Source organism: Sorangium sp. So ce295 (assembly GCF_051527405.1).
Taxonomy (GTDB): domain Bacteria; phylum Myxococcota_A; class Polyangia; order Polyangiales; family Polyangiaceae; genus Sorangium; species Sorangium cellulosum_B.
This window is the reverse complement of record NZ_CP150324.1, coordinates 8,958,681-8,983,346: the sequence shown is the minus strand read 5'-3', so window position 1 is coordinate 8,983,346 and position 24,666 is coordinate 8,958,681. Positions and strand designations below refer to the sequence as shown.

17 protein-coding genes and 2 pseudogenes are annotated in these 24,666 nt (G+C 72.2%); 7 read left to right on the top strand and 12 right to left on the bottom strand.

Features of this window, described 5'->3' with window-relative positions; genetic code table 11:
* Positions 1–93: 93 nt before the first annotated feature.
* Positions 94–1,626 carry an NADP-dependent phosphogluconate dehydrogenase gene (gene gndA, locus WMF11_RS33960; RefSeq protein WP_437543211.1) on the top strand — a complete coding sequence of 511 codons (1,533 nt, stop codon included), beginning with the start codon at positions 94–96 and terminating at the stop codon, positions 1,624–1,626.
* A gap of 213 nt (positions 1,627–1,839) precedes the next feature.
* Here gndA and WMF11_RS33955 read toward each other — a convergent pair.
* From WMF11_RS33955 to WMF11_RS33945, 3 genes and pseudogenes are all read right to left on the bottom strand, one after another.
* Positions 1,840–2,070, bottom strand: a pseudogene (locus WMF11_RS33955) (hydantoinase/oxoprolinase family protein); the annotation flags it as partial.
* A complete protein-coding gene (locus tag WMF11_RS33950) occupies positions 2,006–2,482 on the bottom strand; it encodes a hydantoinase/oxoprolinase family protein (RefSeq protein ID WP_437979365.1) in 477 nt (158 codons plus the stop codon). The pseudogene WMF11_RS33955 and the gene WMF11_RS33950, both read right to left, overlap by 65 nt.
* A gap of 205 nt (positions 2,483–2,687) precedes the next feature.
* Positions 2,688–2,783, bottom strand: a pseudogene (locus WMF11_RS33945) (hydantoinase/oxoprolinase N-terminal domain-containing protein); the annotation flags it as partial.
* Between the two features lie 338 nt (positions 2,784–3,121).
* On the opposite strand from WMF11_RS33945, the gene WMF11_RS33940 reads away from it, so the two are divergent.
* The 3 genes from WMF11_RS33940 (at position 3,122) to WMF11_RS33930 (ending at position 8,991) form a co-directional block, all read left to right on the top strand.
* Positions 3,122–8,272: a protein kinase domain-containing protein gene (locus WMF11_RS33940; protein ID WP_437973682.1), complete on the top strand. Its 5,151-nt coding sequence runs from the start codon at positions 3,122–3,124 to the stop codon at positions 8,270–8,272.
* Positions 8,273–8,479: 207 nt separating this feature from the next.
* Positions 8,480–8,659 (top strand): hypothetical protein, encoded by a 180-nt coding sequence (locus WMF11_RS33935; RefSeq protein WP_437973681.1) that lies wholly within the window; start codon positions 8,480–8,482, stop codon positions 8,657–8,659.
* A 98-nt stretch (positions 8,660–8,757) separates the two neighbouring features.
* Entirely contained in the window at positions 8,758–8,991 is a 234-nt protein-coding gene (locus WMF11_RS33930; protein WP_437973680.1) for a hypothetical protein, read from the top strand.
* A gap of 236 nt (positions 8,992–9,227) precedes the next feature.
* Here WMF11_RS33930 and WMF11_RS33925 read toward each other — a convergent pair whose 3' ends face one another.
* The 3 genes from WMF11_RS33925 to WMF11_RS33915 all read right to left on the bottom strand — a co-directional run bounded on the left by WMF11_RS33925 (position 9,228) and on the right by WMF11_RS33915 (position 12,586).
* A complete protein-coding gene (locus WMF11_RS33925) occupies positions 9,228–9,716 on the bottom strand; it encodes a hypothetical protein (RefSeq protein ID WP_437973679.1) in 489 nt (162 codons plus the stop codon).
* Positions 9,717–10,092: 376 nt separating this feature from the next.
* The gene (locus WMF11_RS33920; protein ID WP_437973678.1) at positions 10,093–11,235 is read right to left on the bottom strand and encodes a hypothetical protein; all 1,143 of its coding nucleotides are present in this window, start codon (positions 11,233–11,235) and stop codon (positions 10,093–10,095) included.
* A gap of 136 nt (positions 11,236–11,371) precedes the next feature.
* On the bottom strand, positions 11,372–12,586 hold the full coding sequence (locus tag WMF11_RS33915) for a hypothetical protein (RefSeq protein ID WP_437973677.1): 1,215 nt from the start codon (positions 12,584–12,586) through the stop codon (positions 11,372–11,374).
* Between the two features lie 127 nt (positions 12,587–12,713).
* Between WMF11_RS33915 and WMF11_RS33910 the strand changes: the two genes are divergently transcribed.
* Positions 12,714–13,376, top strand: a complete 663-nt coding sequence (locus WMF11_RS33910; protein ID WP_437973676.1) for a hypothetical protein — start codon at positions 12,714–12,716, stop codon at positions 13,374–13,376.
* Between the two features lie 123 nt (positions 13,377–13,499).
* Here the strand turns inward: WMF11_RS33910 and WMF11_RS33905 are convergent, their stop codons facing one another.
* Both WMF11_RS33905 and WMF11_RS33900 read right to left on the bottom strand, forming a co-directional pair.
* Positions 13,500–14,114 (bottom strand): hypothetical protein, encoded by a 615-nt coding sequence (locus WMF11_RS33905; protein WP_437973675.1) that lies wholly within the window; start codon positions 14,112–14,114, stop codon positions 13,500–13,502.
* A gap of 107 nt (positions 14,115–14,221) precedes the next feature.
* The gene (locus WMF11_RS33900) at positions 14,222–16,723 is read right to left on the bottom strand and encodes a M1 family aminopeptidase (protein WP_437973674.1); all 2,502 of its coding nucleotides are present in this window, start codon (positions 16,721–16,723) and stop codon (positions 14,222–14,224) included.
* Between the two features lie 530 nt (positions 16,724–17,253).
* Here WMF11_RS33900 and WMF11_RS33895 point away from each other — a divergent pair.
* Both WMF11_RS33895 and WMF11_RS33890 read left to right on the top strand, forming a co-directional pair.
* Positions 17,254–18,507: a hypothetical protein gene (locus tag WMF11_RS33895; RefSeq protein WP_437903380.1), complete on the top strand. Its 1,254-nt coding sequence runs from the start codon at positions 17,254–17,256 to the stop codon at positions 18,505–18,507.
* Between the two features lie 20 nt (positions 18,508–18,527).
* Entirely contained in the window at positions 18,528–19,994 is a 1,467-nt protein-coding gene (locus WMF11_RS33890) for an OmpA family protein (RefSeq protein WP_437973673.1), read from the top strand.
* Positions 19,995–20,103: 109 nt separating this feature from the next.
* Here the strand turns inward: WMF11_RS33890 and WMF11_RS33885 are convergent, their stop codons facing one another.
* The 4 genes from WMF11_RS33885 to WMF11_RS33870 all read right to left on the bottom strand — a co-directional run bounded on the left by WMF11_RS33885 (position 20,104) and on the right by WMF11_RS33870 (position 24,662).
* Positions 20,104–21,144 (bottom strand): hypothetical protein, encoded by a 1,041-nt coding sequence (locus tag WMF11_RS33885; RefSeq protein ID WP_437973672.1) that lies wholly within the window; start codon positions 21,142–21,144, stop codon positions 20,104–20,106.
* On the bottom strand, positions 21,122–22,636 hold the full coding sequence (locus WMF11_RS33880) for a protein kinase domain-containing protein (RefSeq protein ID WP_437973671.1): 1,515 nt from the start codon (positions 22,634–22,636) through the stop codon (positions 21,122–21,124). The genes WMF11_RS33885 and WMF11_RS33880 overlap by 23 nt, the downstream gene beginning before the upstream one ends.
* Positions 22,637–22,819: 183 nt before the next feature.
* Positions 22,820–23,857 (bottom strand): TOMM precursor leader peptide-binding protein, encoded by a 1,038-nt coding sequence (locus WMF11_RS33875; protein ID WP_437973670.1) that lies wholly within the window; start codon positions 23,855–23,857, stop codon positions 22,820–22,822.
* Positions 23,858–23,879: 22 nt separating this feature from the next.
* Positions 23,880–24,662 (bottom strand): SagB/ThcOx family dehydrogenase, encoded by a 783-nt coding sequence (locus tag WMF11_RS33870; RefSeq protein ID WP_437973669.1) that lies wholly within the window; start codon positions 24,660–24,662, stop codon positions 23,880–23,882.
* Positions 24,663–24,666: the final 4 nt, after the last annotated feature.

The window sequence follows — 24,666 nt, the reverse complement described above, 5'->3', positions numbered from 1 at the left end:
TCGCGGCTCGCGGCTTGCTGACCCGCCGTCCTGGCCGCGGAGCACAGCGGTCGCTGGCGGCGAAAGAGCCACGTGTGAAGGAGAAGAACCGGGATGAATGATGCCACATCCAGCTGCGACATCGGCATGATCGGGCTGGCCGTCATGGGCGAGAACGTCGCGCTCAACATGGCCGACCACGGGTTCAAGGTCGCCGTGTACAACCGCACGGTGCAGGTCGCGAAGGACTTCGTCGCGAGGAACCCGAGCACGCCCGGCGGCCTGGTCTGCTGCGAGACGCTGAAGGACTTCGTCCGCGCGCTGAAGAAGCCGCGCAAGGCGGTGATCCTGGTCAAGGCCGGTCCGCCGGTGGACATGGTGGTCAAGCAGCTCATCGAGGCGGGCGTCGAGCCGGACGATATCGTCGTCGATCTGGGCAACTCGCTCTGGACCGACACGATCCGCCGGGAGCAGGAGTACGCGAAGCAGTGCAAGTTCTTCGGCTCGGGCGTCTCCGGCGGCGAGGTGGGGGCGCGCTTCGGCCCCTCGCTGATGCCCGGCGGCGATCCCGCGTCCTGGCAGCACCTGGAGCCGATCTGGCGCGCGATCGCCGCCAAGGTCGATCCGGCGACGGGCAAGCCGATCGAGGGCGCGTCCCCCGGCAAGCCGGTGGAGGGCGGGGTCCCTTGCACGGCGTACATCGGGCCGAACGGCGCGGGCCATTACGTGAAGATGGTCCACAACGGCATCGAGTACATCGACATGCAGCTCATCTGCGAGGCGTACACGCTCCTCGACGGGCTGCTCGGGATGTCGAAGGACGAGATGTCCCGGGTCTTCTCCGAGTGGAACAGCGGAGATCTCGACTCGTACCTCATCCAGATCACCGCCGATATCCTCCAGCAGAAGGACCCTGTCCAGAAGGACAAGCCGTTCGTCGATTTCGTCCTCGACACGGCGGGGCAGAAGGGCACGGGCAAGTGGACGAGCAGCAACGCGCTCGACATGGGCATCCCCGCGAACGCGATTGCGGAGGCGGTGTTCGCCCGTTGCCTCTCCGCGCTGAAGGACGAGCGCGTCGAGGCCTCGAAGCAGCTCTCTGGCCCGACCCCGACCCCGGTCGCGGACCGGCAGGGGACGATCACGGCGATCCGCGACGCGCTGTATTGCTCGAAGATCTGCGCCTATGCGCAGGGCTTCCAGCTCATGGCGGCGGCGCAGGCGGAGTACAAGTGGACGCTTGATTTCGGCACGATCGCGAGCATCTGGCGCGGCGGCTGCATCATCCGCGCCCGCTTCCTCCAGAAGATCACGGAGGCGTACACGCGCAATCCTGGCCTGACGAACCTGCTGCTCGATCCGTACTTCAACGATCAGATCAAGCAGGGGCAGTCGAACTGGCGCAAGGTGGTGTCGATCGCAGCGCAGAACGGCGTCTGGGCGCCTGCGTTCATGTCGGCCCTGTCGTATTACGACGGGTACCGTGCGGCCCACCTGCCTGCGAACCTCTTGCAGGCGCAGCGAGACTACTTCGGGGCGCACACCTACGAGCGCACGGATCAGCCGCGCGGCAAGTTCTTCCACCTCGACTGGCCGCACCCCTCCCGTCCTCAGCTGGACATCAAGGGCACCGGCGGCGGGCACTGAAGCTCCGCGCGATCCCCGTCCTCCTCGCCTCTCCGCCAGCGTCCTCCCGCCGGCTCCTCCGCGTCGCGCAGGCCGACGAGATCGGTCGCGTACTGCATCGTCTCCCAGTAGGTGGAGACGGGGGCCGGCCTTTCCGCCGTGAAGATCGTCCCGGGCGGCCTCGGGCTCAGTGACGCCGCAGGGCGCAGCGATGCGGCGGATCGCCCTGCGGGCGGCCTGCACGTCGAGCGGGATGCGGCCGCCGAGGAAGTACGCGGGGTTGATGCGGCCGCAAAGGAGGTTCGCGTCGGTGGTGGTCGGCTCCTCTCCTCCTCGACCGTAGCAGGCCGGCCCCGGCATGGCGCCTGCGGACCGCGGGCCGACCTCCAGCCGTCCGGCGTCATCGATGCGGGCGATGGAGCCGCCGCCGGCGCCGATCTCCGCGATATCGACCACCGGGATCATGAGGGGGTATCCGGGGGACGTCGGGGTCCACTCCACCTTGCTTGTACTCGGTGGTGACGCGCGCCTCTCCGCCCTGGAGGACAGCGCACTTGGCGGTGGTGCCCCCGATGTCGAGGGAGATGATGTCGCGCTCCTCGAGGAGCTGCCCGAGGGCGAAGGCGCCGAGGACGCTGCCCGCAGGCCCGGACTCGACGAGGCGGATGGGCGCGGCACGCGCCTCGGGAAACGTGGTGATGCCGCCGCTCGACTGCATGACATGGAGCGATGTGCCCGCCGCGCCGAGCGCAGTCAGGCTGCTCTCCAAGCTGCTCAGGTAGGCGCCGGCGAGCGGCTGGACATAGGCGTTCAGCACTGTTGTGCTCGTGCGTTCGTACTCGCGCCACTCCCGCGTGATCTCGGATGACGCGCTCACCGGTGTGGCGGGGGCCTCCGCCCGTGCGATCTCGGCGGCGCGGCGCTCGTGGGTCGGATTCCGATAGGCGTGCAAGAAGCAGATGGCGATTGCGCGGCGCCCCCGTCGAGGAGCGCGCGGACGCGTGGATGAAAGCCCCTATCCGGGCGGCCTCGATCCGTGCTGGATCGAGGGTCTCTAGAACACCGCGCGTGAGATCGTCCGGTGTGGTGGGGACCTTGGCCAGCGAGAGCTCTCCTGTGTCCTCATCGAAGGCTACGAGGTCGGTGAACGTTCCGCCGATGTCGCTGGCAGCACGCATGAACACGCCTTCCTGGGCCGGCCGGCCAAGGCAGGGGCCGGGCAGCCAGAGGCAGCGTGGTCTCGTGAGATCGCCTGGTCCGGGGCGCCGGGGCGACGCAGCCGCTCCGGCTCGGATGGATTCCTGTGCTCCTGGCGCGCCCGTGTCACCAGTGGGGCTCGTGCAGGCCCGCCAGGCGCGGCCGGTGGAGGCTCCGGGCATTCATCGCCTCAGCCTGCTGCACTGCTCGCCCGCGCGGCAAACGGATTGCAATCCGTATTCCCGAGAGTCGTTGTTTTGTGGGATGGTCCACCAACAGAGCCGTGGCGTTTCTACCGAATCGCGGATACGACCTCGACATGCCCTCACGGAGTGGAGAAGCCATCGAGGTCTCGGGGATCACGCTGGACGTGCTCGTCCATCAAGGGATCGAGACGGCTCTGTATCGAGGTCGCCGTCGAGGAGACGGCGCGCCCGTCGCCGTCAAGGTCACACAGAGCGATTACCCGACCTTCCGCCAGCTCGCCCGGCTCCGGCGAGAACACGCGATCTTGCGCGCTCTCTCCATGCCGGGCGTGCCGCGGGCGCTCGACCTGCTCCCGCATGGCCGCGGCCTCGCGCTCGTGCTCGAGGACCTCGGCCCGACAAGCCTCGCCGATTTGATCACGAGGCGCGGGCGGCTCGAGGCGAAGACGACGCTGCGCATCGCGGCGCCGCTCGTGCGCACGCTCGACGCGCTCCACCGGCAGCAACTCCTCCACAAGGACATCAAGCCGCGCAACGTGATGATCGACGAGGCGACGCTCTCGCCGCGCCTGATCGATTTCGGCATCGCCGCCCGCCTGGCCCAGGAGACCCAGGAGGCTTCGGCGATGGAGGGGCTGGAGGGGACGCCTGCGTACATCGCGCCGGAGCAGACGGGCCGGATGAATCGACCTGTCGACCGGCGCTCGGATCTGTATGCGCTCGGCGTGACGCTCTACCACATGCTGACCGGGGCCACGCCGTTCCAGGCCGCGGACGCGACGGAGGCGATTCACGCGCACCTGACGCGGGTGCCGGCGCCGCCGCACGCGGTCGTCAAGGACGTGCCGCGCGGCCTGTCCGACGTCGTGATGAGGCTGCTGGAGAAGGCCCCGGAAGATCGCTACCAGAGCGCGAGGGGGCTGCTTTCGGATCTGGAAGAGTGCCAGAGGCGGCTCGATGCGAGCGGGACCGTGGCGCCGTTCCCGCTGGGCCGGGACGACCTGGTGGAGGACGTCGTGCTGCCCGATCGGCTCGTGGGTCGCGAGGCCGAGCTGGGCGCTCTCAAGGCCGAGCTCGATCGAGCGCGATCCGGCGCGGCCACCCTTGCGCTCGTGGCAGGCCCGCCCGGCATCGGCAAGTCGGCGCTCGTGCGCGAGCTCTGTGCGACCCAGGCGCGCGAAGCGTACTTCGCCCCCGGCAAGTTCGACGCGATGGGGAGGAGCATGCCGCTGTCGGCCTTCTCGCAGGTGATCCGCGCGCTCGTGCGGCAAACGTTGGCCGAGCCGCCCGACACCCTCCTGGCGAAGAAGCACGCGATCGAGGCCGCGCTCGGCCAGAGCGGGCGGGTCGTGACCGACCTCTGCCCGGAGCTCGAGCTCGTGATCGGGCCGCAGCCGCAGCTGCCGGCGGCCGGTGCGAGCGAGGCGAAGAACCGCCTGGCGCTGCTGATCCGGCGCTTCCTGTCCGTCTTTGCGCGTGAGGACGCCCCGCTGGTCGTGTTCTTCGACGACCTGCAGTGGGCCGACCTGGCGTCGCTCGACCTGCTCGGCCGCCTGCTTATGGATATGGATGCGCACCACCTGTGCGTGGTCGGCGCCTACCGCGACGAGGAGGTGGACGCCGCGCACCCGCTCACCGCGACGATAGGCACGCTGCGCGAGGCGGGGATCGAGCCGTTCGAGCTCACCCTCGGGCCGCTGCCGCCCGCGGCGGTGACGGCGATCGTGGCCGAGGCGCTGCACGCGGACCTCGGGCGAGCCGAGCCGCTCGCGGCCCTGATCCGGGACAAGACGCACTCGAATCCGCTCTTCATCGGCCAGTTCTTGCGCGAGCTCGAGAGCGACGGGCTGCTCCGCTTCGACCCCGAGGCGCGCGGGTTCGTCTGGGACCTCACGCGCGTCGAGGGCGCGATGGTCACCGACAACGTGCTCGCGCTGATGGCGCGCAAGATCGAGCGGCTCGCGCCCGCGACGCGCCGCGCCCTGATGTGCGCGTCGTGCATCGGCGCGTCGTTCGATCTCCGCACGCTCGCGACGATCGTCGAGAAATCGCCCGCAGCCGTCGCCGCGGATCTGCGCGAGGCGCTGCGCGAGGGGCTGGTCCAGCCGCTCGGCGGCAACTACCGGCTCCTCGAAGAGGCCGGGGACGCGCTCGATCCGATGGACGTCGCGGTCCCGTACCGCTTCCTGCACGACCGGGTGAAGGAGGCCTGCTACGCGCTCGTGCCCGAGGCGGAGCGGCCGGCGGTGCACCTCTCCATCGGCCGGCTGCTCGTGGCGCGCGGCAGCGGGGCCCGGGGCACAGCCCGCTTGTCCGGCGGCGCCCCGGATGTCAGCGGGCAGGTGCCGGACGAGGACCTGCTCGAGGTCGTGCGTCATCTGAACCTGGGCGCGCGGGAAATCACGGACGAGACCGAGCGCATGGATATCGCGCGGCTCGATCTGCGCGCCGGCCGGCGGGCCATGGCCGCCACGGCCTTCGAGGCGGCGGCGAACCTGTTCGCGGCGGGCCGGGCGCTCGCGTCGGAGGAGGGGTTCTCGCGCGATCACGAGGCGAGCTTCGGGCTCTGGCTGGAGGGGGCCGAGGCCGCATACCTCGCCGGCGCGTTCGAGGAAGAGGAGTCGCTCGCGGCCACCGCGCTCGCGCGGGCGGAGAGCGCGACCGAACGCGCGAGCGTGCACAGCCACCGCGTCCGGGCCCTGTCCACGCGTGGCCTTTATGTCGACGCGGTGCGCGCGGGGCTCTCAGGGCTCGCGGAGCTCGGCGTGACGATGCCCGAGGATCTGGCCGCGCAGCAGGCGGCCTTCATGGAGGGAGTCGGGGACGTGGATCGGTTGCTCGCGGGCCGCTCCATCGAGGCGCTCGCCCACGCTCCGGTGACCGAGGATCCGGCGGATCGGCGGATCTTCTCGCTGATGTCGGAGCTCATGCTGCCCGTGTACTTCACGAGCAAGGCGCTGTTCGGGCTGATAATCGTCGAGCAAGTGCGCCGCTCCCTCGCGCGTGGCCTGTCCGAGACCAGCGCGTTCCCGTATGTGGGCTACAGCTTCATCCTGGCCCTGGTCATGGGGCGGTACGCCGAGGGGCACGCGTTCGGCCGGCTCGCGGTCTCGCTGTGCGAGCGATGGCAGAGCCCGGCCCTCGCCGCGCGCGTGCACCTCATCTTCGGCACCATGCTCCACGTGCGCGAGCCGCTCCGCAACGCGCTCGATCATGGGATACGGGCGCGGGACGCCGCGCTGGCGGCCGGGGACAACGTCCACCTCGCCGTCGTAGTGGCTTACTGCCTGCCGCAGTGGCTCATCGGCGCGGGCGTTCCGCTCCAGGAGGTGAACGCCGAGATTGGCCGGTGCCTCGTCTTGGCGCGTCGAACGAAGGACCCGGTCGCGATTGCGACCGTCACCGTGGCGCGGCAGCTCGTCGCCTGTCTGACCGGACAGACCAGGGGCCGGACGAGCCTGGACAGCGACGGCGCCGTGCTCAGCGAGGAGCTCGCAAAGCTGAACGAGCAGGAGCACCCTATCGCGTTCTATTACGAGCACGCGTTCCGCCTCTTCCTGCACGTGCTCTACGGCGAGCACGAAGCCGCGCTCGCGGCGGCTGCGGACGTGGGGCGGCTCGCCGGGGGGATGACCGGCGAGTACTGGGTGATGAACGCGGTTTTCCTCGAGGCCCTCGCGCGGGCCGGGCTCGCGCGCGAGGCCGCGGATCCCGAGGCGCGCAAGGAGCACGAGTCCGCGATCGAGCCTCACCGGAGCCGGCTCGACGCGCTTGCCCAGAGCTGCCCGAGCAACTATCGGCATAAGGTCGCGCTCCTCGACGCGGAGCTCTGTGCGCTGCGGGGCGAGCGCTGGGAGGCGATCGAGCAGTACGACCACGCCATCGAGCTGGCGCGCGAGCATGAGTATGCGCAGGACGAGGCGATCGCGAACGAGCGGTGCGGCCGGTTCCTGCGCTCGCTCGGCCGCGAACGCGCCGCCCAAGGCTACCTCGCCGACGCCTTCCGTGGTCACTTGCACTGGGGCGCGACGGCCAAGGCCGAGGCGCTCCTCTTCGAGTTCCCTAGCCTCGCCGCGCGCATCAGCAAGCGCGACACCAGCTCGCAGAGCAGCACATCGGAGTCGGTGACGTCCCAGACGACGCTCCTCGGTCGGGCCACGATGGGGAGCCTGCGCGACGCCGCGGTCGTACTGCGCGCGGTGCAGATGATCGCGGGCGAGGTCGTGCTCTCCCGGGTGGTGAGCCGCCTCATGCAGATCGTGCTCGAGAACTCGGGGGCGGAGCGAGGCATCCTGCTCCTCTCGCGGGACGACCGGCTCTTCGTCGAAGCGGCCTTCCGGGCCTCGCCCGAGTCGATCGAGGTGGGGCAGCGGCGGCCGCTCGAGGACGAGCCGGAGCTCGCGCAGCAGACGGTGCTCTACGCGTGGCGCACGCGCGAGGCGCTGGTGCTCGACGACGCGGCGGGCGACTCACGCTTCGCGTCGGACCCGTACCTCGCGGAGCGCAAGACGCGCTCGATCCTCTGCATGCCGGTGAGCAGCCAGGGGCGCACGGCGGGGATTCTGTATCTCGAGAACAACGCGACCGCGGGGGTGTTCAACGCGGTGCGGGTGGAGCTCCTCGGCCTCCTCTCGTCGCAGGCATCGATCGCCATCGAGAACGCGCTGCTTCTTGAAGGAATCCAGGCGGCAAACGAGGAAGCCCACCTGGCGAACGCCCGGCTCGAGCGGGAAGTCGAGCAGCGGACACGCGAGCTCGAGCGCTCGAATGCCGAGCTCGCGCGCGAGCTCGAAGACCGGATACGCGCCGAGACGGAGCGCGCCGCGCTCCGGGAGCAGGTGGTGGAGGCGCAGAAGGCCCGACTCCTGGAGCTCATGGCGCCGCTGATGCCGATCAGCGAGGACGTGCTGGTGATGCCGATCATCGGCACGGTGGAGGCGGAGCGGGCGGCGCAGATCATGGAGGTGGCGCTCGCGGGGGCGCAGCAGACCGGCGCGCGGGTGCTGATCCTGGACATCACCGGGATGCGGTACGTGGACACGAACGTCGTGGCCGCGCTCGTGTCGGTGGCGAACGCGCTGCGTCTGCTCGGCACCGAGCCGCTGTTCACAGGCATACGGCCTGACGTGGCGCGGACCATGGTGGAGCTCGGCGTGGATCTCCAGGCGATGACGACGCTGTCGACGCTTCGGGCGGGTATCGCGCGCGCACTTTCGGGCTCGGCGACTCCAAGGAGGGGCGAGGGGCTCCGGCCCGCGCGCTGAGATCACTCACACGTCCGCGTGCAGCACGAGGCAGCCGGAGCCCACGGCTTCGCGGCGGCAGGTCTGCTGGCCGTCGAAGATGGATGGTAGCCGGCTCGCCGCCGCGCGCGATGGAGGCGTGGCCAAGGCCGGGAGCGCCAAGGCGGCGCGCGAGGCCACGGCGGAGGCGGCGCGGCGCAAGGGGCGCGTGACACGCGGGTGTACCGGATGCGCGGCGGCAAGCTGGAGCGGCTGACCCGGGACCACGCGCTGCTGGAGGAGCTGCTCCGGGCATCGATCGTTCTGTTGCTGTTCCTTCTGGTCTCCGGATTCCAGCGACAGGCGAGCGCCGCAAGCAGTGAAAAGAAATCATCTGATGCGGTGACAGTTTCAGGCAGTCAAACGTAAGTTATCGTTTTCGTGGGCGATCCAGGCGAGAGGACCCTTGGCGAGCAGCGTCGTTGACGGCAGAATGGGCGGCCGCAGCTCGGGAGGAGCGCCCGCCCATGTCCAACCACCGACGGAACAACACCAGCGATATGCCCCGCTCGGGGAACGTGAGCCACCTGAGCGCGAGGGAGAGGTGGGAGCTCGCGTGGGTGCGGAGGCTTGGCCTCGAGGACGTCAACTGGGACGCTGAGGGCTACTGCGAGGACTGTAGAGCGGAGCGAGCCGCCCGAGAGGAGGCCGCGGAGGACATCGCAAATACCCCCGAGACGCGATTCGAACAGCTCAATTGATCACGTGGTAGGGCGCCTCGCGGCTACGGATGGCCATGGCGGCGAGAGCGCCTGTCGTGCCGCCGTCGAAACGGTACACTCGTGTCTCAATGGCCCGGTCAACTCGATGGCCCCGGTCAAGACGAGGGCCGACCCGACGGAGGATCGACCTCGCAACTCCTCCGCGGCGCGGCCCCGCGGGGCCACGCCGAGGTGAGCGCGCCGAGGGCCTCGCCTCCCCGAGCTCCGACCCGACCTCAGGTGAGGCTGATCCGGGGCCGCAGGTTCTGCTCGCGCAGGAACGGCTCGATGTCGTCCACGATGTCGAGCTGCACCCCCGCCAGGCTCATCGCCGCCCCGATCGTCTGGATCCCCATGCGCCCGAGCTTGTTCATCTCCGGGGGCGGGCGCACGACGATGTGCTCGATCTTGTCGCGCACGTTGAGCCCCCACTGGGTCAGGATCACGCGCGCCTCGCTCTCGTACCGCACCATGAGCCCCATGTCGTAGATGAAGAACGCCCGCTCCCCCGGGCGCATGACGCCCACGAGCTTCTGGTACGCGTCGACCGAGATGAACCGCGCGGCCTCACCGGTCGCCACCGTCTCCCGCAAGAGCTGGACGACCATGCCCGCCGGCTGCGTGATCCACACGCCGATACTCCCGGTGTCGTCGAGCAGGTGCGGCTGCCTGCGGAACGCGAGTCTGCGGTTCGACGGGAGCATCTCTCTAAAGACAATAGCCATTCCGGCTACCGGGGCCCGCCCGCGACGACCGGAAGCGCCCCACCCGCCCGACCGGTCCGGTCGAGCCGAAGCGCGCTGTTGTTTCACACATCACCGGACGAGCTCCTCCCATGGGGTGAACGCTGCGTCATGGTGGTCGCAAAAAACGGATTCGGCCAGAAATGTGTGATCCTGCCGCCTGGGACCACCCACGGGGACGCCCCACGGCCAGGCGGACGCGGGCGTGGCCGCTCTCGACCGGTCCCGCGAAGGCAGGCTATGACGACGATCTCCTGGCATCCCTGTGCTCCCCCCTGGCCGAGCAGCTCGCGCGCCCAATGGCCCGACGCCTCTCGCGCGGCGCAGCGAGCGGCGAAGGGAAGCAGCGCGCGGCCGTTCAGGCGAACAGCGCGGCGCAGGCCGACCCGATGAGGTTGACGTGCTCGAGCCGGGCGACCCGGGGCTCGACGCGGGAGCCGACGAGGGCGCGCAGCGTCTCCTGCACCCGCGGCGCATAGCGGGGATCGCCCCAGAAGAGGCTGCCCTCCGCCAGGATGCCGACCCCGGGAGGGCTGTCGAGCACATCGGTGACGGCCGCGAGCCCCGCCGCCACGAGGTCGGCCGAGCGCTGGAGCAGGTCGCCAGCCACCCGCCGCTCCTCGTCGGAGCCCTCGTCGCGGAGCCGCACGAGATCCGCGGAGCTCGTCAGCGGGGCATGGTCCGGACACAGCCGCCCGAAGAGCCGGGGCAGGTAGGCCCCCGACACCGCCTTCTCGAACCGCTGCGCGCCGGGGTTCTCCGAGGTCGCGTCGAGCTCCGCGTCGAACGGCTGGAGGTGCGGAGGGTTGAAGTTTCCGTTCTCGAGGTTGACCGCCATCGGCGCGACGAAGTGGCCCGTCTTGAGCTTCGGGATCCGGCCGGCGGGGAGGAACGTGGCCATGTTGGTCCCCGTCCCCACGATGAGCCCGATGTACGCCGCGGGCTGCGAGCCGCCGTGCGCGAAGGCACCCCCGAGCAGGCTCGCCACCGTGTCGTTCAGCACCCGGACCGGACCGGGCCGGAGCCTCCGCGCGCCGAGCGCCCGGCCGAGCCGCTCGCCCACGCTGGTGCCCTCGACCCCGGCGACCTGGACGCCCTTGGTCCAGCGGAGCAGCCGCGCGTCGAGCGACGGCAGCGTCTCCGACGGATACGAGAAGCAGTACCCCACCGGCAAGCCGTGCACGGCCCCCAGGCGCTCGACCAGCTCCGCCTGCACGTCGAAGAAGGCGTCGCCCGTGATCTCCGGCCCGCCCGGGAACTTCGCAGGCACGGGCCCGGCGACGATGCGCGACTCGCCGCCCGGCAAGAGCTCCACGATGGCGGCGCGCAGGTTCGTGCCGCCCGCGTCGACCACCACGGCGCGGCCCATCATCCCTCCCGGCGGCGGCGCGAGATAGGCAGGGAGCGCGGCGATCTCGGTGCCGGGCGTGGAGAGGCCGAAGACGATGCGCGCCGCGAGCGTGCGGCGGATGTCCTGGAGCTCGGTGAGCGAGAGCTTCATCGGCGGAATGCTTACCCTCAGGCCCCTGAGAAGGAAATAACTTTGCAAGTGGCGCAAGTGAGGCTGAGCGTGCTTGGCGTCGGCCTCGCCCGGACGGCAAGGGGCCAGCGCCTCGCTGCCGCGATTGCGCTGTGCGTCACCTGGAGGAGGTCGCTGGAGAGCGGTTGTCGTCCACACCGAAGACGACGGGATAGACCACCGTCGCAACGCTCTTGCGGTCTGCGGCGGAGGGGAATCGGAGGCCGCGGAAGACCTCGAGCACGCAGCCGACGACCTTGGCGTCGCGGAGCGGGGGAGCGGGCGACGACGGCGGCGTCGCGCCGGGCGAGGGCAGCGCAATGAGGAGCGGCGCGTCCTCGGGCGGGCGGTCGGCGTCACCCGCGTAGGTGACCTTCCCTTCTCCATCGACGACGAGGTGTACGGGCAGCCGCCCTTGGAGCTTGGGGTTCTGGCGAAGGCCCTTTTCAAAGCAAGCGCGCATCTCGCCGAAGCGCTCCTGGACGACGCTCCGCACGACGTGAGGCGGGATATGGGCTTTGCCCTTCATCGGGTCATAGGGGTTGCTCTTGCAACGGGCGGCAATGCCCCTCACGGCCTTGGCGTCCTGGTCGAGCTCCCGCTCCAGGCCGGCGCGGGCGACACCGGCCTTCTTGCGGTCGGGAGCGCCGAGCGACGCCTGGAGCTTGCGGGCCGCGGCGCCGGTCCGGGCGAAGCTCTCCCGGAGGTCCTTGGCGCCCTGGGCGAGCTCCGGATCGGAGGCCTGGACCGCGGCCGCGCGGGCCCAGAGGTCGAGCCGATCCGCGATCCTCCCGAGCACGTCGGGCGGCGTGTTCAGGTCGGATTGCCGGAGCACTTCGATCATCCTCGAGGCTTTCTGGACTTCCGGGCCGAGCGCCTTGCAGTCGGCCTCGATCGAGCGCGCGGCGCCGCCTTTCCCGGGGAGGGGGATGGGGGTGGGGCGGGAGATCGGGGTGGGGCGGGAGATCGGGGTGGGGCGGGAGATCGGGGCGCGCTCCTTCACGGGCGAGCGGGCGGGCGGGCTGTTGTTCCCGGCGGAGCGGACAGGCGTGCTCGCCTTGTCGGACAGCGGGATCGGGGCGCGCGGCTTGGGGGCCTCGGGCGCGGTGTCGCGGGCGCGCGTGCTTCTGGGCGGGCGGAGGGCGGCGCGCTCCTTCTCCTCGGGCGAGCGCAGGGCGGCGCGCGCCTCGCGGGTCGAGCCCTCCGGGACGGCGCGCGGGGCGGCGACCCCGGCGTGCGTGGGGTCGGCGTCGGCGGCCGGCTCTCTCCGCGGCGCAGCTCCGCAGCCCAGCAGGGCATGAACTCCGACGAGGACGAGCCACGCGCTTCGCATTCGTTCCTCCGAGGTGCGTCCGACGTACGAGCCGCCGTTTTGATACAGTACACCGGTCCGAACATCGCCAGCAGGCGAAACGGCGGGGCCTCCCAGGAGGTGGGACAGGCAGCGCAGGGAGTGTGACGTGAACAAGCGCGAGAAGAACGGTCGCGGGGGCGGGAAGGACGATCACGGCAAGGGCGGGGGCGAGCTCGCGGATGCGGCGCATGCGCTCGAGCGCGAGCTCGTCCGCTTCGAGGAGCTCGCGGAGTCGGCGCGGCGGCTTTCCCTCGACACCCGCAAGGGGATCGAGCGCGCGGCGAAGTCGACGACCGAGGCGGCCGAGGCGCAGCAGCGCGTGAGCATGGCGCTCGGGTCGCTCATCGCGGCGATCGCGGCGGCGCGGGATCGCCACGAGGCGACCGCCACGGCGCTCGCGGCGCGTGGCGAGGAGATCAAGCGGCGGGCGGAGCAGCTCGGGGAGCTGTTCCAGCGCTTCGCGGCGCTCGGGGAGGAGGGGCGGAGCATCAACCAGCTGGTGCAGGAGACCGCGGCGCGCCAGCGGGATGCGACGACGCCGGAGCAGATCCACGAGGTGGTGGCGGCGATGGACGAGGTGGAGGGGAGAATGGGGCGCCTCGCCGACGAGGCGCGCGCCCTCGCCCAGGCGGCGACGGCCGCGGGGATCGTCGACCTCGCGGAGCAGGCGGACGGCATGCGGCAACAGGTGACCGCGATGCGGAACAAGGTGGGGCTCCTGCGAAAGGGGATGCTGTCGCGGCTGGGAGGGGGGCCCCAGCCAAACTAGGGGGCAGGGCGTCCTCGGTGGGGAAAGGGGGCGAATACGATCGGAGAGGAACGGCTAGAGCGACAAACGGGTTGAAGCCGCACGCAAACAGCGAGAAGTTGGGACGCCAAGCGGATCGGCGTTCTACGCGGACGGCGAGCGGCAGAGCGTGAAGTAATGGTCGAGCGGGCGCTCGCCCTTGAACGCCGCGCCGATGGACACGTCCTTCGAGACCCGACGCATGAAATCACGGGTTCCGTTGTAGACGAAGAACTGGAGTCCTTTGCTGTTGGGGACGACCCGGGGCCAGCCGTCAGGTACGGGGCCGTCAGGGACCTGGAAGTAGTCGATCACGATGGCGCCACGCTCCTGCCACGCAGGATTGCCGGCCGTCGGGACCGCGACGAAGAAGCCCGGGCCAACCCAGGGACGCGTGAGCCCCTCGTTGTAACCGAAGAGCCGAGCGCTGCCGTCCTCGGGCAAGGCAAAACGCTTCTCGAAGAAGCGGAATGTGGGCGGGAGAGGAAGGCTGTTCCTGCCCTCGTGATGAACCGCCACGCGGGGCGGGGTGCCGTCCGGGACGAAGAAGTCGAGCGTGATCGGGGGGGCGTGGCTCGCGGCGGCATAGAGCGCCCGCTGATCCGCGCGCGTCGTGGTCGACAGGGCGCTGCGGCGCTCCTCGTGCGTCAGGCCATCGAGGTGCTCGGCGATACGAGCTATCGGGGCGTTCTGGCGAAGAAGTTGGACGAGCTCCGACATGGGCAGCGGAGCATAGCAGCGTTCGGCTGCGGCGCAGAGGGCCGGCCTCGCCCTGGAGCGAGGCCGGCGGCGGGAGATGCGAGATGGGATGTCGCGGCGAGCGCGCGTCAGAGGCAATTGACGGGAGAGCGCAGCAGCTCGGCCGTGGTGTCCGTCACGTCGGCGCCCTCGATCCCCGCGGCGAAGCGGCGGAAAGCCTGCTCGTCACCCCTCGTCAGCGCGAACGCCGCGCAGACGGCGGCGGGGTGGGCCGAGCGGGCCGCAGGCGAGCGGAGCACCCGGGCGAGGCCGTCCAGCGCTCCCTGGTTGCCGGCCGCCGTGGGCGCGGCGGAGGCCACCACGGCGCGGAGATCCGCGGCGAGGACATCCGAGACATCGGTCGCGCCGAGCACGCCGGCGAAGAAGGCGCGAAAGACCGAGAGGACAGCCGGGTCGAGCCCGTCCACGTACGTCGCGAGGTGCCGGATCGCGAGCACGCGCGCGCGCACCGAGCTCGCCATCTGCGCGACCCTGCCCCACGTGCGGAGCGCCGCCTCGGGCGGCAGCTTGAACTTGGACAGGTACTGGAGCCGCACGTCGGAGACGCCGCCCGAGGCGAGCCCTGTCTCGAGCGCGGACCAGTCCTCGGCGAACAGCGCTTCGGGGGACACGACGGCGCTGCACGACGCGTAGCTTCCCACGTAGTCGAGGCCGTAGCTGTGAGGCGCTCCAGCGAAGAGGCCGGTGAGCACGCTCGACCACGCGCCGCGGACGTCGGCGTCGAGGCCCGGCGCGCACGCGACGTCGCACGCCGCGGCGAGCGATACCGCCCGGGCCGCCTCGCCGTCGAGGCCCTCGACGAACGCCTCGAACTCCTCGGGCGCGAGCCCCTCGGGCAGGCCGTCCTGGAGCGCGGCGAGCTGGTGCGCGCCGCCCACGTCGAGGAAGCGCGAGACGCCCTCGGGGTCCGCGGGGACGCGGCGCGGAGCGAGCGTCGCGGCGTAGGCCTCGAGATCGCGATCGGTGGTCAGGAAGGCCCACTCGGGGTGGCGGTCCTGGGGATCGACGACGAGGAGCTCGCCCGGGCGCGCGGGCGCGACCTCGACGCGCTCGCCGGGCGTGAGCGTCTGCACGCGGGTCGGGCCGTCGCCGGCCACCCACGCGAGCTCCAGGGGCGCGACGAGCGCGCCCTCCGGGTCGTGCACCGTCACGAACGCTCCGCCGGAGGGCGCGGGGTCGACCGTGAGCCACGGGAGCGCCTTGGCGACGACCGCGCGCCGCGCGCGCGCAGCCGCCTCCGGGCCGAGCGCCGGCGCGAAGGCGTCGAGGAACGCGTCCGTGCCGATGGTCCCGAACCGGCGCTCCTCGAGCACCCCGCGGAGCGCCGACCAGAACGCCTCCTCGCCGGCGAGGCTGCGGATCTGGGTGAGCAGCCAGGCGGCGCGGCCGTAGGGGCCGCTCGTGTACTTCTCGCCCGGCGCGAGCGACGGATCGCGGACGGCGTCGCCGTCCCGGGGGCCGAGCTCGTCGCCGTTCAGCGTCCCCGCGCCGCTCTCGTCCGTGTAGACGCGGACGCCCTCCTGCTCGAGCAGCGTCGCCATGCCCTCCTTGATCCAGAGGTCGTCCCAGCTCTCCACCGTCACGAGGTCGCCGAACCACTGGTGCGAGAGCTCGTGCGTCGTGAGCAGGAGATCCGAGGCGAGCGCGGGCTGCGTGCTCCGCTCCTCGCGCTGGAAGCTGATGCTCGCGTGCTCGATCCCGCCCACCGAGAAGTCCGGCAGGAGCACGAGCGCGTACTTCTCGAAGGGGTACGGCACGAGCAGCTCCTCGAAGCGGCCGATGGCGCGCGCGAGCTCGTCCACCATCCTGCCGTGATCGCCCGGCAGTCCGCGGCGGTGCCAGACCGCGATGGGGAGATCGCCCTTCGTCCCGCGCTCGACCTCGAAGTCGCCGATCGCGAACGCCATGAGGTAGGGCGGCAGCGAGTAGGCGGTCTCGTACCGGACGAGGTGGCCCGACGCCCCGAGATCCTCGTCGCCGACGAGATCGCCGTTGGCGATCAGCGCCTCGCCGCCGTCGACGCGCATGGCGATCGAGAAGATGGCCCGGTCCGAGGGCGCGTTGTGGCACGGCATCCACCGCGACGCGCCGAGCGGCTCCGACACCGTGTAGACGGCGCGCACGGCGACCGGATCGCCCATGCGCGCCGGCACCGCGCGGAGGGCGTCGCCGGAGAGCGCCTCGTAGTCGATCTCGAGCGCGATCGGCGCGCCGCTCATCGCCTCGGGCTCGCTCGAGAGGTCGATCGCGAGCGCCTGGCGCTCGCGATCGAGCGCGTGCGGGAGCGCCCCGCCGCCCTTCCGCCGGACCTCCTTCACCTCGGCGACGGCGCTGTCGAGGACCACCGCCCTCGGGCCGTCTCCGGTGAGCGACAGCGTGAGGCCCAGCGTCGCCACGAGGCGGCTCCGCTCCCAGTCGAACTCGCCCCGGAGGTCGTAACGCTCGACGTCGAACGCGCTCCCCGCGAGCGGCGCCGGGCCCTCGTCCGAGCACGCGGCGGCGAGCGACCCGAGCAGCAGGCAAGCCACGCGGAGCGCTCCGGGGCGGTGTTTCTGGAGTGTGCAGTGCATCGCGGTTCCTTCGATCGGAAGAGGGATTCATCTCGCGAGGCCAGGCGCCAGCGCTCGGACCCCCCGAGCCCACGGCGGCGCAGCGACGCGTAACTGACCGCGGGACAGTTACAGAACCCGGGCGCGTGGCCAAGCCATGTGATCGCGCCGGAGGCCACGGCGAGCCGCTCGGTGATGAAAAGAAGGGGCGCTCGGTCGCCCGCGTCACGGTCGCTCGACGCTCCGGGGCGCCGCGCGTGGAGGCCGCGCCTCGGGCGCGCGTGATCGCCCTCTGCCGTGCTCTACCGTGCTCTCCGCGCTCCGCTCATGCGCGCGGGGAGGGAGAAGGAGCGATGATCAGCTGCCCAGTCGGCAAGGAGGGTGAGCGCATCGACATCGCATCGACGGTGAGCGCCTCTCCCGCTCCCCGCTCGCGCGCGAACGGAGGTGTGGATGCATGGTATTGCAGGCGCGCACCCTTGCGCACTCTGGGCGCGAATCGCCTTTCATTTGTAAGGGTTGCGGCGACCTGTGCGAGGATGCTCCCCGCCATGGCACAACACAAAGATGGGTGCGCGCGGGGGCGCTCGTGGGTCGCGCCGCTGGCTGTCGGCGCGGCGCTCGGCGTCGCGCTCGTTCCGAGGAGCTCGTCCGCTCAGACGTGGACGGGCGGGCGGACGACGCCGCTGCTCGACGAGATCGTCGCGATCGACAGGACCGGGGAGCCGCGGTGGCCCTACGGCGACGAGGACGTCGCGGGCGACGGCGAGACCTTCGACACGCCGGAGCGATCGATCGACTTCCGCTCCGCGTACGCGGTCGCCGCCGATGGGCGGTTCTGGGTGCGCGGGTATGTGTCGGAGACGGCCGCGATCAGCGGGGAGACGACGCTCTTCGTGTTCATCGACACCGACAGGAACCGGCAGACCGGCGGCACCGCCGCGACGGCGGGGATCGACGACCGGTTCACGAACGACGAGTCGCCGGGCGGCTACGAGGTCGTGCTCGGCGTGAAGGGCGACGGCACGCTCGTGAGGGTCTGGTCCTTCGCTGGGGCGTCGGGGCGGTACGAGCCTGTCGACGTGACGGGAGCGCAGGTCGCGACCGAGGCAGGGACGGACCTCGACCCCCTGCTGATCAACGACCCGACGCGGGGGTACGCGCAGGCATCCATCGCGCTCGACCTCGTGGGCGTCGGCGTGGCGTGCGAGGCGAACCTGTACTTCCGGTCGGTGAACGACGCGGCGGCGCTCGGTCCGGGCGATCTCGACATCGGCCTCTCCGCGCCGTGCGTGGCCGGCGATGCGGACGGCGACCGCGTGCCCGACGTGATCGTCCCGCCCTCCGGCTGCACGCGCGACGCGGACTGCGCCGGCAGGGGCATCTGCGTGGACGGCGACTGCATCCTGCCGGTGTCGTGCGTCGACGATGTCGACTGCGACGCGGACGAGGACTGCTCCGCGGACAACCGGTGCGTCCCCACGCCCGGGGACACCTGCACGTCGAACGCCCAGTGCGGCGACCTCGTGTGTGTCAGCGGGCAGTGCGGCCCGTGCTCGCCAAGCGCGTCCGAGTGCGGCGCGGACCTGCGCTGCGCGCCGACCGGGCGCTGCGTCGACGGCGGGGCGTCGAGCGGCGCGGGCGGCCCGGAGCTCATGCCGGGCGATGCGGTCCAGGGCGGCGCCTGCGCCTGCGCGGCCGGGCCCGCGCCGTACGGAGGGGGAGCCCTGTCGTTGCTCGCCGCCGGCGGGCTCGCGCTCCGGTTGCGGAGGCGCCCGCGCCGCGGACCCGGAGCCGGCCGATGAAGCCGATGAAGAGGAGAACCATGCGCGCACCGATCCTCGCCGCCATCACCTGCGCTGCCTGCGCGGTCCTCGCCGCCGCGACCCCCGCGTCGGCGCAGAGCACGGACATCGACGTCGAGCGCTTCAAGCCGGCCGTCACCCACGACGCCTTCGTCGTCACGGAGGGCTCCGGCGTCCGCGAGCCCGGCGATCCATGGGCGTTCGGGCTGTTCCTGAACTACGCCCGCAACCCGCTGATCGTCGCGACGGGCGACGGCGAGGTGCGCAGCCAGATCGTGAGCGGCCGCCTGGGCGCCGATCTCATGGCGTCGGTCACGATCGCCGAGCCGTTCGCGCTCGGCCTCGACATCCCGTTCTTCCTCGCGCAGTCGGGCGAGGGCTCTCCGTCGTTCGCGGGCCTCGGCGACATCCGGCTCGTGCCGAAGCTGCGCCTGCTCGACGACCGCGACTCCATCGGCCTCGGCCTCGTGGCCGAGCTGCGCGTCCCGACGCACACAGGAGATTTCGCGGGCGGCGCGCGCAACGTCGTGTTCTGGCCGCGCATCGTGCTCGATCACCGGTTCGCGCCCGGCCTCAGGTTCGGCGTCAACGCGGGCGTCGCGATCCGCGAGGGGACGACGTACGAGAACGTCGAGGCGGCGAGCGAGCTGACGTACGCCGCGGCGCTCGGCTACCGCTTCGGCGGCATCGACGGGAAGGTCGAGATCGGCGCCGAGGCGAACGGCGGCATCGGCATCGCCGCGGACAACCTCGACGAGGAAGAGACGCCGCTCGAGGCGCTCGGCTACGTGAAGATCAACCCGAGCGAGGAGTGGGAGATCACAGCGGGCCCGGGGATCGGCGCGCTGGCCGGCTACGGCGTGCCGATCTTCCGCGTGTTCGCGGGCGTGAAGTACACGCCGACCTCGCACGACAGGGACCACGACGGCGTCGACGACGAGCGCGACCAGTGCCCCGACGTCCCGGAGGATCGCGACGCCGACTACGACAGCGACGGCTGCCCCGAGGAGGACGCCGACGACGATCACGACGGCGTGCCGAACGCGGACGACGAGTGCCCGGACGAGAAGGAGACGATCAACGGCGTCGAGGACGACGACGGCTGCCCCGACAAGGGCGAGCCGCGGGTCGCCTACGAGGAGGGGGAATTTGTGATCCGGGACACCATCCGCTTCCGGACCGGCTCGGCCGAGCTCGAGCCGGACTCGTACAGGACCCTGGATCAGGTGGCGCTCGTCATGAAGGCGAACCCCGAGATCGAGCGGCTGCGGGTGGAGGGGCACACCGACGAGACCGGCACGCCCGAGCTGAACCAGGAGCTGAGCGAGCAGCGCGCCGAGGCGGTCCGGAAGTACCTGATCCAAAAGGGCGTCAGCCCGGGCCGGCTCACGGCCGAGGGCTTCGGGTCGGACAGGCCGGTGGCCGAGGGCACCGACCCGGCGAGCCTGGCGAAGAACCGCCGCGTGGAGTTCGTGATCGACGAGTGAGGCGCGCTCGCCCGGGAGCGGCGCGTCGCGCCCTCCCGGGCACCGCGGCCGGCCCGCGGCAGGGCCGGCCGCCGCGGCGGCGCGCCGTGGCGCCGGGCGCTGCCGGGCGTCAGAAGCGGCCGTGGATCGCCAGCCCGCCGCCGGTCGTGCCGACGGCAGGCGCGACAACGATCCGCGCCGCCGCGGGCTCCGTGTCGCCGAGCGACGTCACGAACAGCGCGACGCCGGCCGCGAGCCCGACCCCGCCGACGATGAAGCCGGCGGTGGACAGCTTCGCGGCGCTCTTGGCGTCCTCGACAAGCGCCACGCCGCGGGCGTCGCAGAGCGTCTCGGTCCGGCAATGATCATCCTGCGCCTCGTTCCAGCGCGAGCTGGCGAGGAGCCCGAAGATCGAGCCGGTCACGACGCCGGCGACGCCGACGCCGCCTGCCACGAAGGCGAGGGTGCGGCGGGTGTCCGCGCCGCCGTCCCCGTCGCCGCCCGCGGCCGGCCGGAGCGGCGCGGCGAGCGGCCCGGGCTGCCCGCCGGGCGGCAGGGTCGCCGCGGTCGCCGCGGGGTCGTCCTCGAGCGGCGGGACCTCCACGGTGACGACCTGGCCGGGGCCGGCGGTCTGCGCCTCGACCGAGAACGGCCTCTTGCCGGGCGCGGTCGCCTCGACGCGGTGCTTGCCCGGATCGACCGGGAGCGGCGCGCCCCACGCGCCGGCGTCGAGGACCGCGCCGTTGCGCCTCACGACGAGGCCGTCCGCCGGCGTGGTCACCGTGATCGCGAGGCGCTCGAGCTTCTTCTCCAGATCGGCCGCGCGGCGGGTCGCCTTCGCCTCGCGGTCCGCCTGGCCGGACCGGCTCGCCATGTCCGCCGCCTCGCGGAACGCCGCCCAGGCGCTCGCGCTGCGGCCGAGCCGCTCGAGGCAGTCCGCCAGGTTCCACTGGGTGCCGTAGCCCGGGTCCAGCCGCTGGCTCGCCGCGAACTTGGGGCACGCCTCGGCGAGCTTGCCCTGCGCGACGAGATCGCGCCCCTCGCGGAAGAGCGCCTCGGCCGCGGCCGCCTGGTCCGCCGACGGCTCCGCGCGGGCGACACCCGCGGAGAGCGACAGGAGCGCGGCGACACACCACGCGACGCGGCGGCTATTTCCTCGATGTCTCGTCATCGTCATTCCTCGGGGGCCTCTGGGGCGGCCTGGGCGCGGACGGCCTCGGCGCGGGCGGTCGAGCGACGCCGCTCGCCGGCGCCGACGCGGCGGCGCGGGCGGTCGTCGCGGCGGAGGGCAGCGCCGCGGGCATCGACGAGGCCGCGGCCGGCGGATCCGCGGGCGTGTCGGCGCGCGGCGGCTCGGCGCTGGCGGACGGCGCCGGCCTGGCCTCGACGCCGGCGGACGGAGGCGGCTCGGCCTCGGCGCGCGCAGGCGGCGCCGGCTCGGCCGACGGCGCGGGCGCGGCCGGCGGCGCGCTGCGCACCGCCAGGTAGACGCCCGCCCCGCCCGCGAGCGCGGCGGCCAGCACGCCGCCGGCGATCAGGGCGACGGGCGGGCGCGACGCCGGACGCTCGGGGCGGTTCGACAGCCGTACGCTCGTGGCGGGCGCCGTCGCCGACAGCGCATACGGTCCGGATGGCCCGCCCGACGGGCGCCCCGCGGCCTCGAAGGGCGCGGACGACCCGCGCGGCGGGGTCAGCGCAGCGCCGAACGGCGCGCTCGAGGCGTGCGGGGAGGCCGAGATGGCGCCGAACGACGCGCGCGACGCGCGCGTGGCGGGGTCGAGCGGCACGAGCATCGCCTCGACGATCGCCTCGCCGCCCGGCAGGAACGCGCGCAGCGCCGCCGCGAGCTCGCCGGCGCTCGCGGTGCGGCCCGCCGGATCGATCACGAGCGCCCGGTGCACAACGCGGGCGACCTCCGGCGGCACCCAGGGCGCGATCTCCTGGAGCCAGCGCACCGGGGTCGTGCAGATGGCCAGGACGAGCTCTCCGAGGCCGGTCAGGTGCTCGTTGGGCCGATGGCCCGAGAGGGCGTGGTACAGGCTGACGCCGAGCGACCAGACGTCCGAGCGCGCGTCGATGGCGCCGTTGCCGCGCGCCTGCTCGGGCGACATGTAGAGGGGAGAGCCGAGGAGCGCGCCGCTCTTCGTCATCCCGCCGTTGCCGAGGCTGTTGTCCGTCACCTTGGCGACGCCGAAGTCGAGCACCTTGATCACGCGCTGGCCGCCCTGCTTCTTCGCGAGGAACAGGTTGGCCGGCTTGATGTCGCGGTGGACGATGCCGGCCTCGTGCGCGCGCTCGAGCCCCAGGCACGCCTGCAGCCCGATGCGGAGCGCGAGATCGACCGGGAGCGGGCCGAGCCGCTCGATGAGGGCCTGCACGTCCTCGCCCTCGAGGAACTCCATCGCGATGTACGGCGCGCCGGTCTCGCGGTCGCGCCCGGTGTCGAACACCTGCGCGATGTGCTCCGACTCGACCGCGCCGACCGCGCGCGCCTCGCGCTGGAAGCGGCGGACGAGCTCGTCGTCCGCGGCCTGGCCGAGGATGACCTTCACCGCGACGCGGCGGCCGGTGCCCGCGTGCCGGGCCTCGTAGACGGCGCCCATCCCGCCCTGGCCGAGCAGCCGGAGCATCGTGTAGCGGTCGTCGAGGGTTCGACCGATCATCGCGCGAGGCCCGGGCCATGAGCGCGCGGCGTCGAAAGCGCGCGCGAGGCGTCCATCCGGTCGAGGACCGCCCCGCGGTCCGGCTGCCGGGGGGCGCCGGCGGCGGGCGCGCCGGCGATGCGGGAGGCGGCTGGAAGGGGAGGCCTCTTCACGGCCGCAGGCTAGAGCACCTCCAGCCCCGCGTCATCCCTCGCCGCACACCTTGCACCAGGGCAACCTCACGAGCGTGTGGTGCGATGTCTCGAGCGTCGCGAGGTCCTGGATCAGGAACCTGCCCCCGAGCCTGGAGGGCGTGTACGCCGAGAGCACCTTGAGGGCCTCCATCGCAACGAGGTGGCCGAGCAGCTGGCCCATCGTGCCGGCGTGCGGCGCGGGCTCGGCCAGCGAGCGCGCCGCGGGCGAGGGGCTCAGCGCCTCGGTCGTCGCGCAGATCCGGCACGCCGTCTTCCCCGGGAAGACGAGCGGGCCCAGGACGGCCGTCGTCCCCGCGAGGTGCGAGAAGAGCGAGGCGATCCCTGCGCGATGGCCGAACCGCGCGACGCGCTCCAGGAGCTCCGCGTCGTCGCCGCGCACCGCCGCGACGAGGAGGTGAGGGCGCCCCTTCGGCGAGAGGAGGTCGTCCCCCTCCAGCGCTGCGGAGGAGCTCTCGTCCACCCGGCAGAGCGGCGCGTGCTCGCGGATCAGCGCGGCCACGGCGCCGCGGCGGGGCGCGCCGAGCGCCGCCTCCCCCCGCGCGCGGACGACCGCGACGTCGCGGGTGCCGACGGCGCCGCCGTCGATCAGGCGGAGCGCGGAGACGCCCGCCCCCGCGAGCGCCAGGGCGGCCGAGGCCCCCCAGGGCTCGAGGCCCACCACGAGCACGCGCGCGTTCGCGATCCGCTGCGCCGCCTGCTCCGGGGCCGACGACCACTTGCGGAGGAACTCGCGCTGCCCGTGCAGGCGCTCGCCGTCGCCGGACGGCGCCCCTCTGGGCACCGGCTCGACCAGCCCGCGCGCCTCGAGCAGGTCGAGGAACGCCGTCACGCTCTGCCGCGAGTAGTCCGCGAGCGCCTCGACGAGCGCCTCCCGGTCGCGCGACCCGTCGAGCAGCGGCACCATCCGCTCGACGAACGCGCTCACGTCCAGGCCGGTGAGCTGGAAGGTGCCGAGATCGGAGCGGAGGATGACGCCCACGTCGGTGGGCGTGATGCTGGCCGAGCGGCTGAGTCGAATGCTGGGCATGGTGCTCTCCGACGCTTCTGGTTCAGGCACGCTGAGGCCCGCTCCGGCACCCGGCCGGCGCGGGCTGACCGACGCAGACGATGTACAGGGTGTCTTCCTCCGCCGGGAGCGCCAGGAAGGCCTTGAGCTCCTCATCGTAAAAACCGCCGATCGCCACCGGGCCGAGGCCCATGGCCGTCGCGACGAGATAGAGGTTCTGACCCAGGTGCCCTGCGTCCAGCCACAGGAATCGATATCCGCGCTGGCCGTATTTCCACATCGTGCGGAACGGCACCGCCGTGATGATGACCACGACATTGGTGTTCAGGATCATGTCCTGACCCGCCGTGAGATCCACGAGCGCGGCGTGCGCGCGGCCTTCCCGGCGGAGCTCGAGCTCGTGCGCGCGGGGGTCGTAGTGGTACAGGCCGTCCGGGACCCCATCGACGGCCTGCGTCGCGACATAGATCTCGAGCGGATACCGGCCGCCGGCCGAGGGCGCCGGGCGATCGCAGGTCCACGCCCCTTCGACGTTTCGCGTGCCACGAACGCCGTAGCTCGCGTGGAGGAGCCGCCCGAGCGCCTCGATGGACATCGGCCTGAGGGCGAATTCGCGCTGCGACCGCCGCTGCTCCATCACCGCGCCGAGCGGGGCGTCGATCGCGAAATCGCGCCCGGGCAGCGGCGTGCGCGCCGAGCCGGCGTAGGTGCGGAAGTTGAGCGGCTGGAGATCCCCGTCGAACGGCGGCTCCAGCGGTCGCGACCTCACGTGGGAGGACTGGAGATGATAGAGCCGCGCAATGTCCGCCTCTTTGCTCCTTGCCATGGTG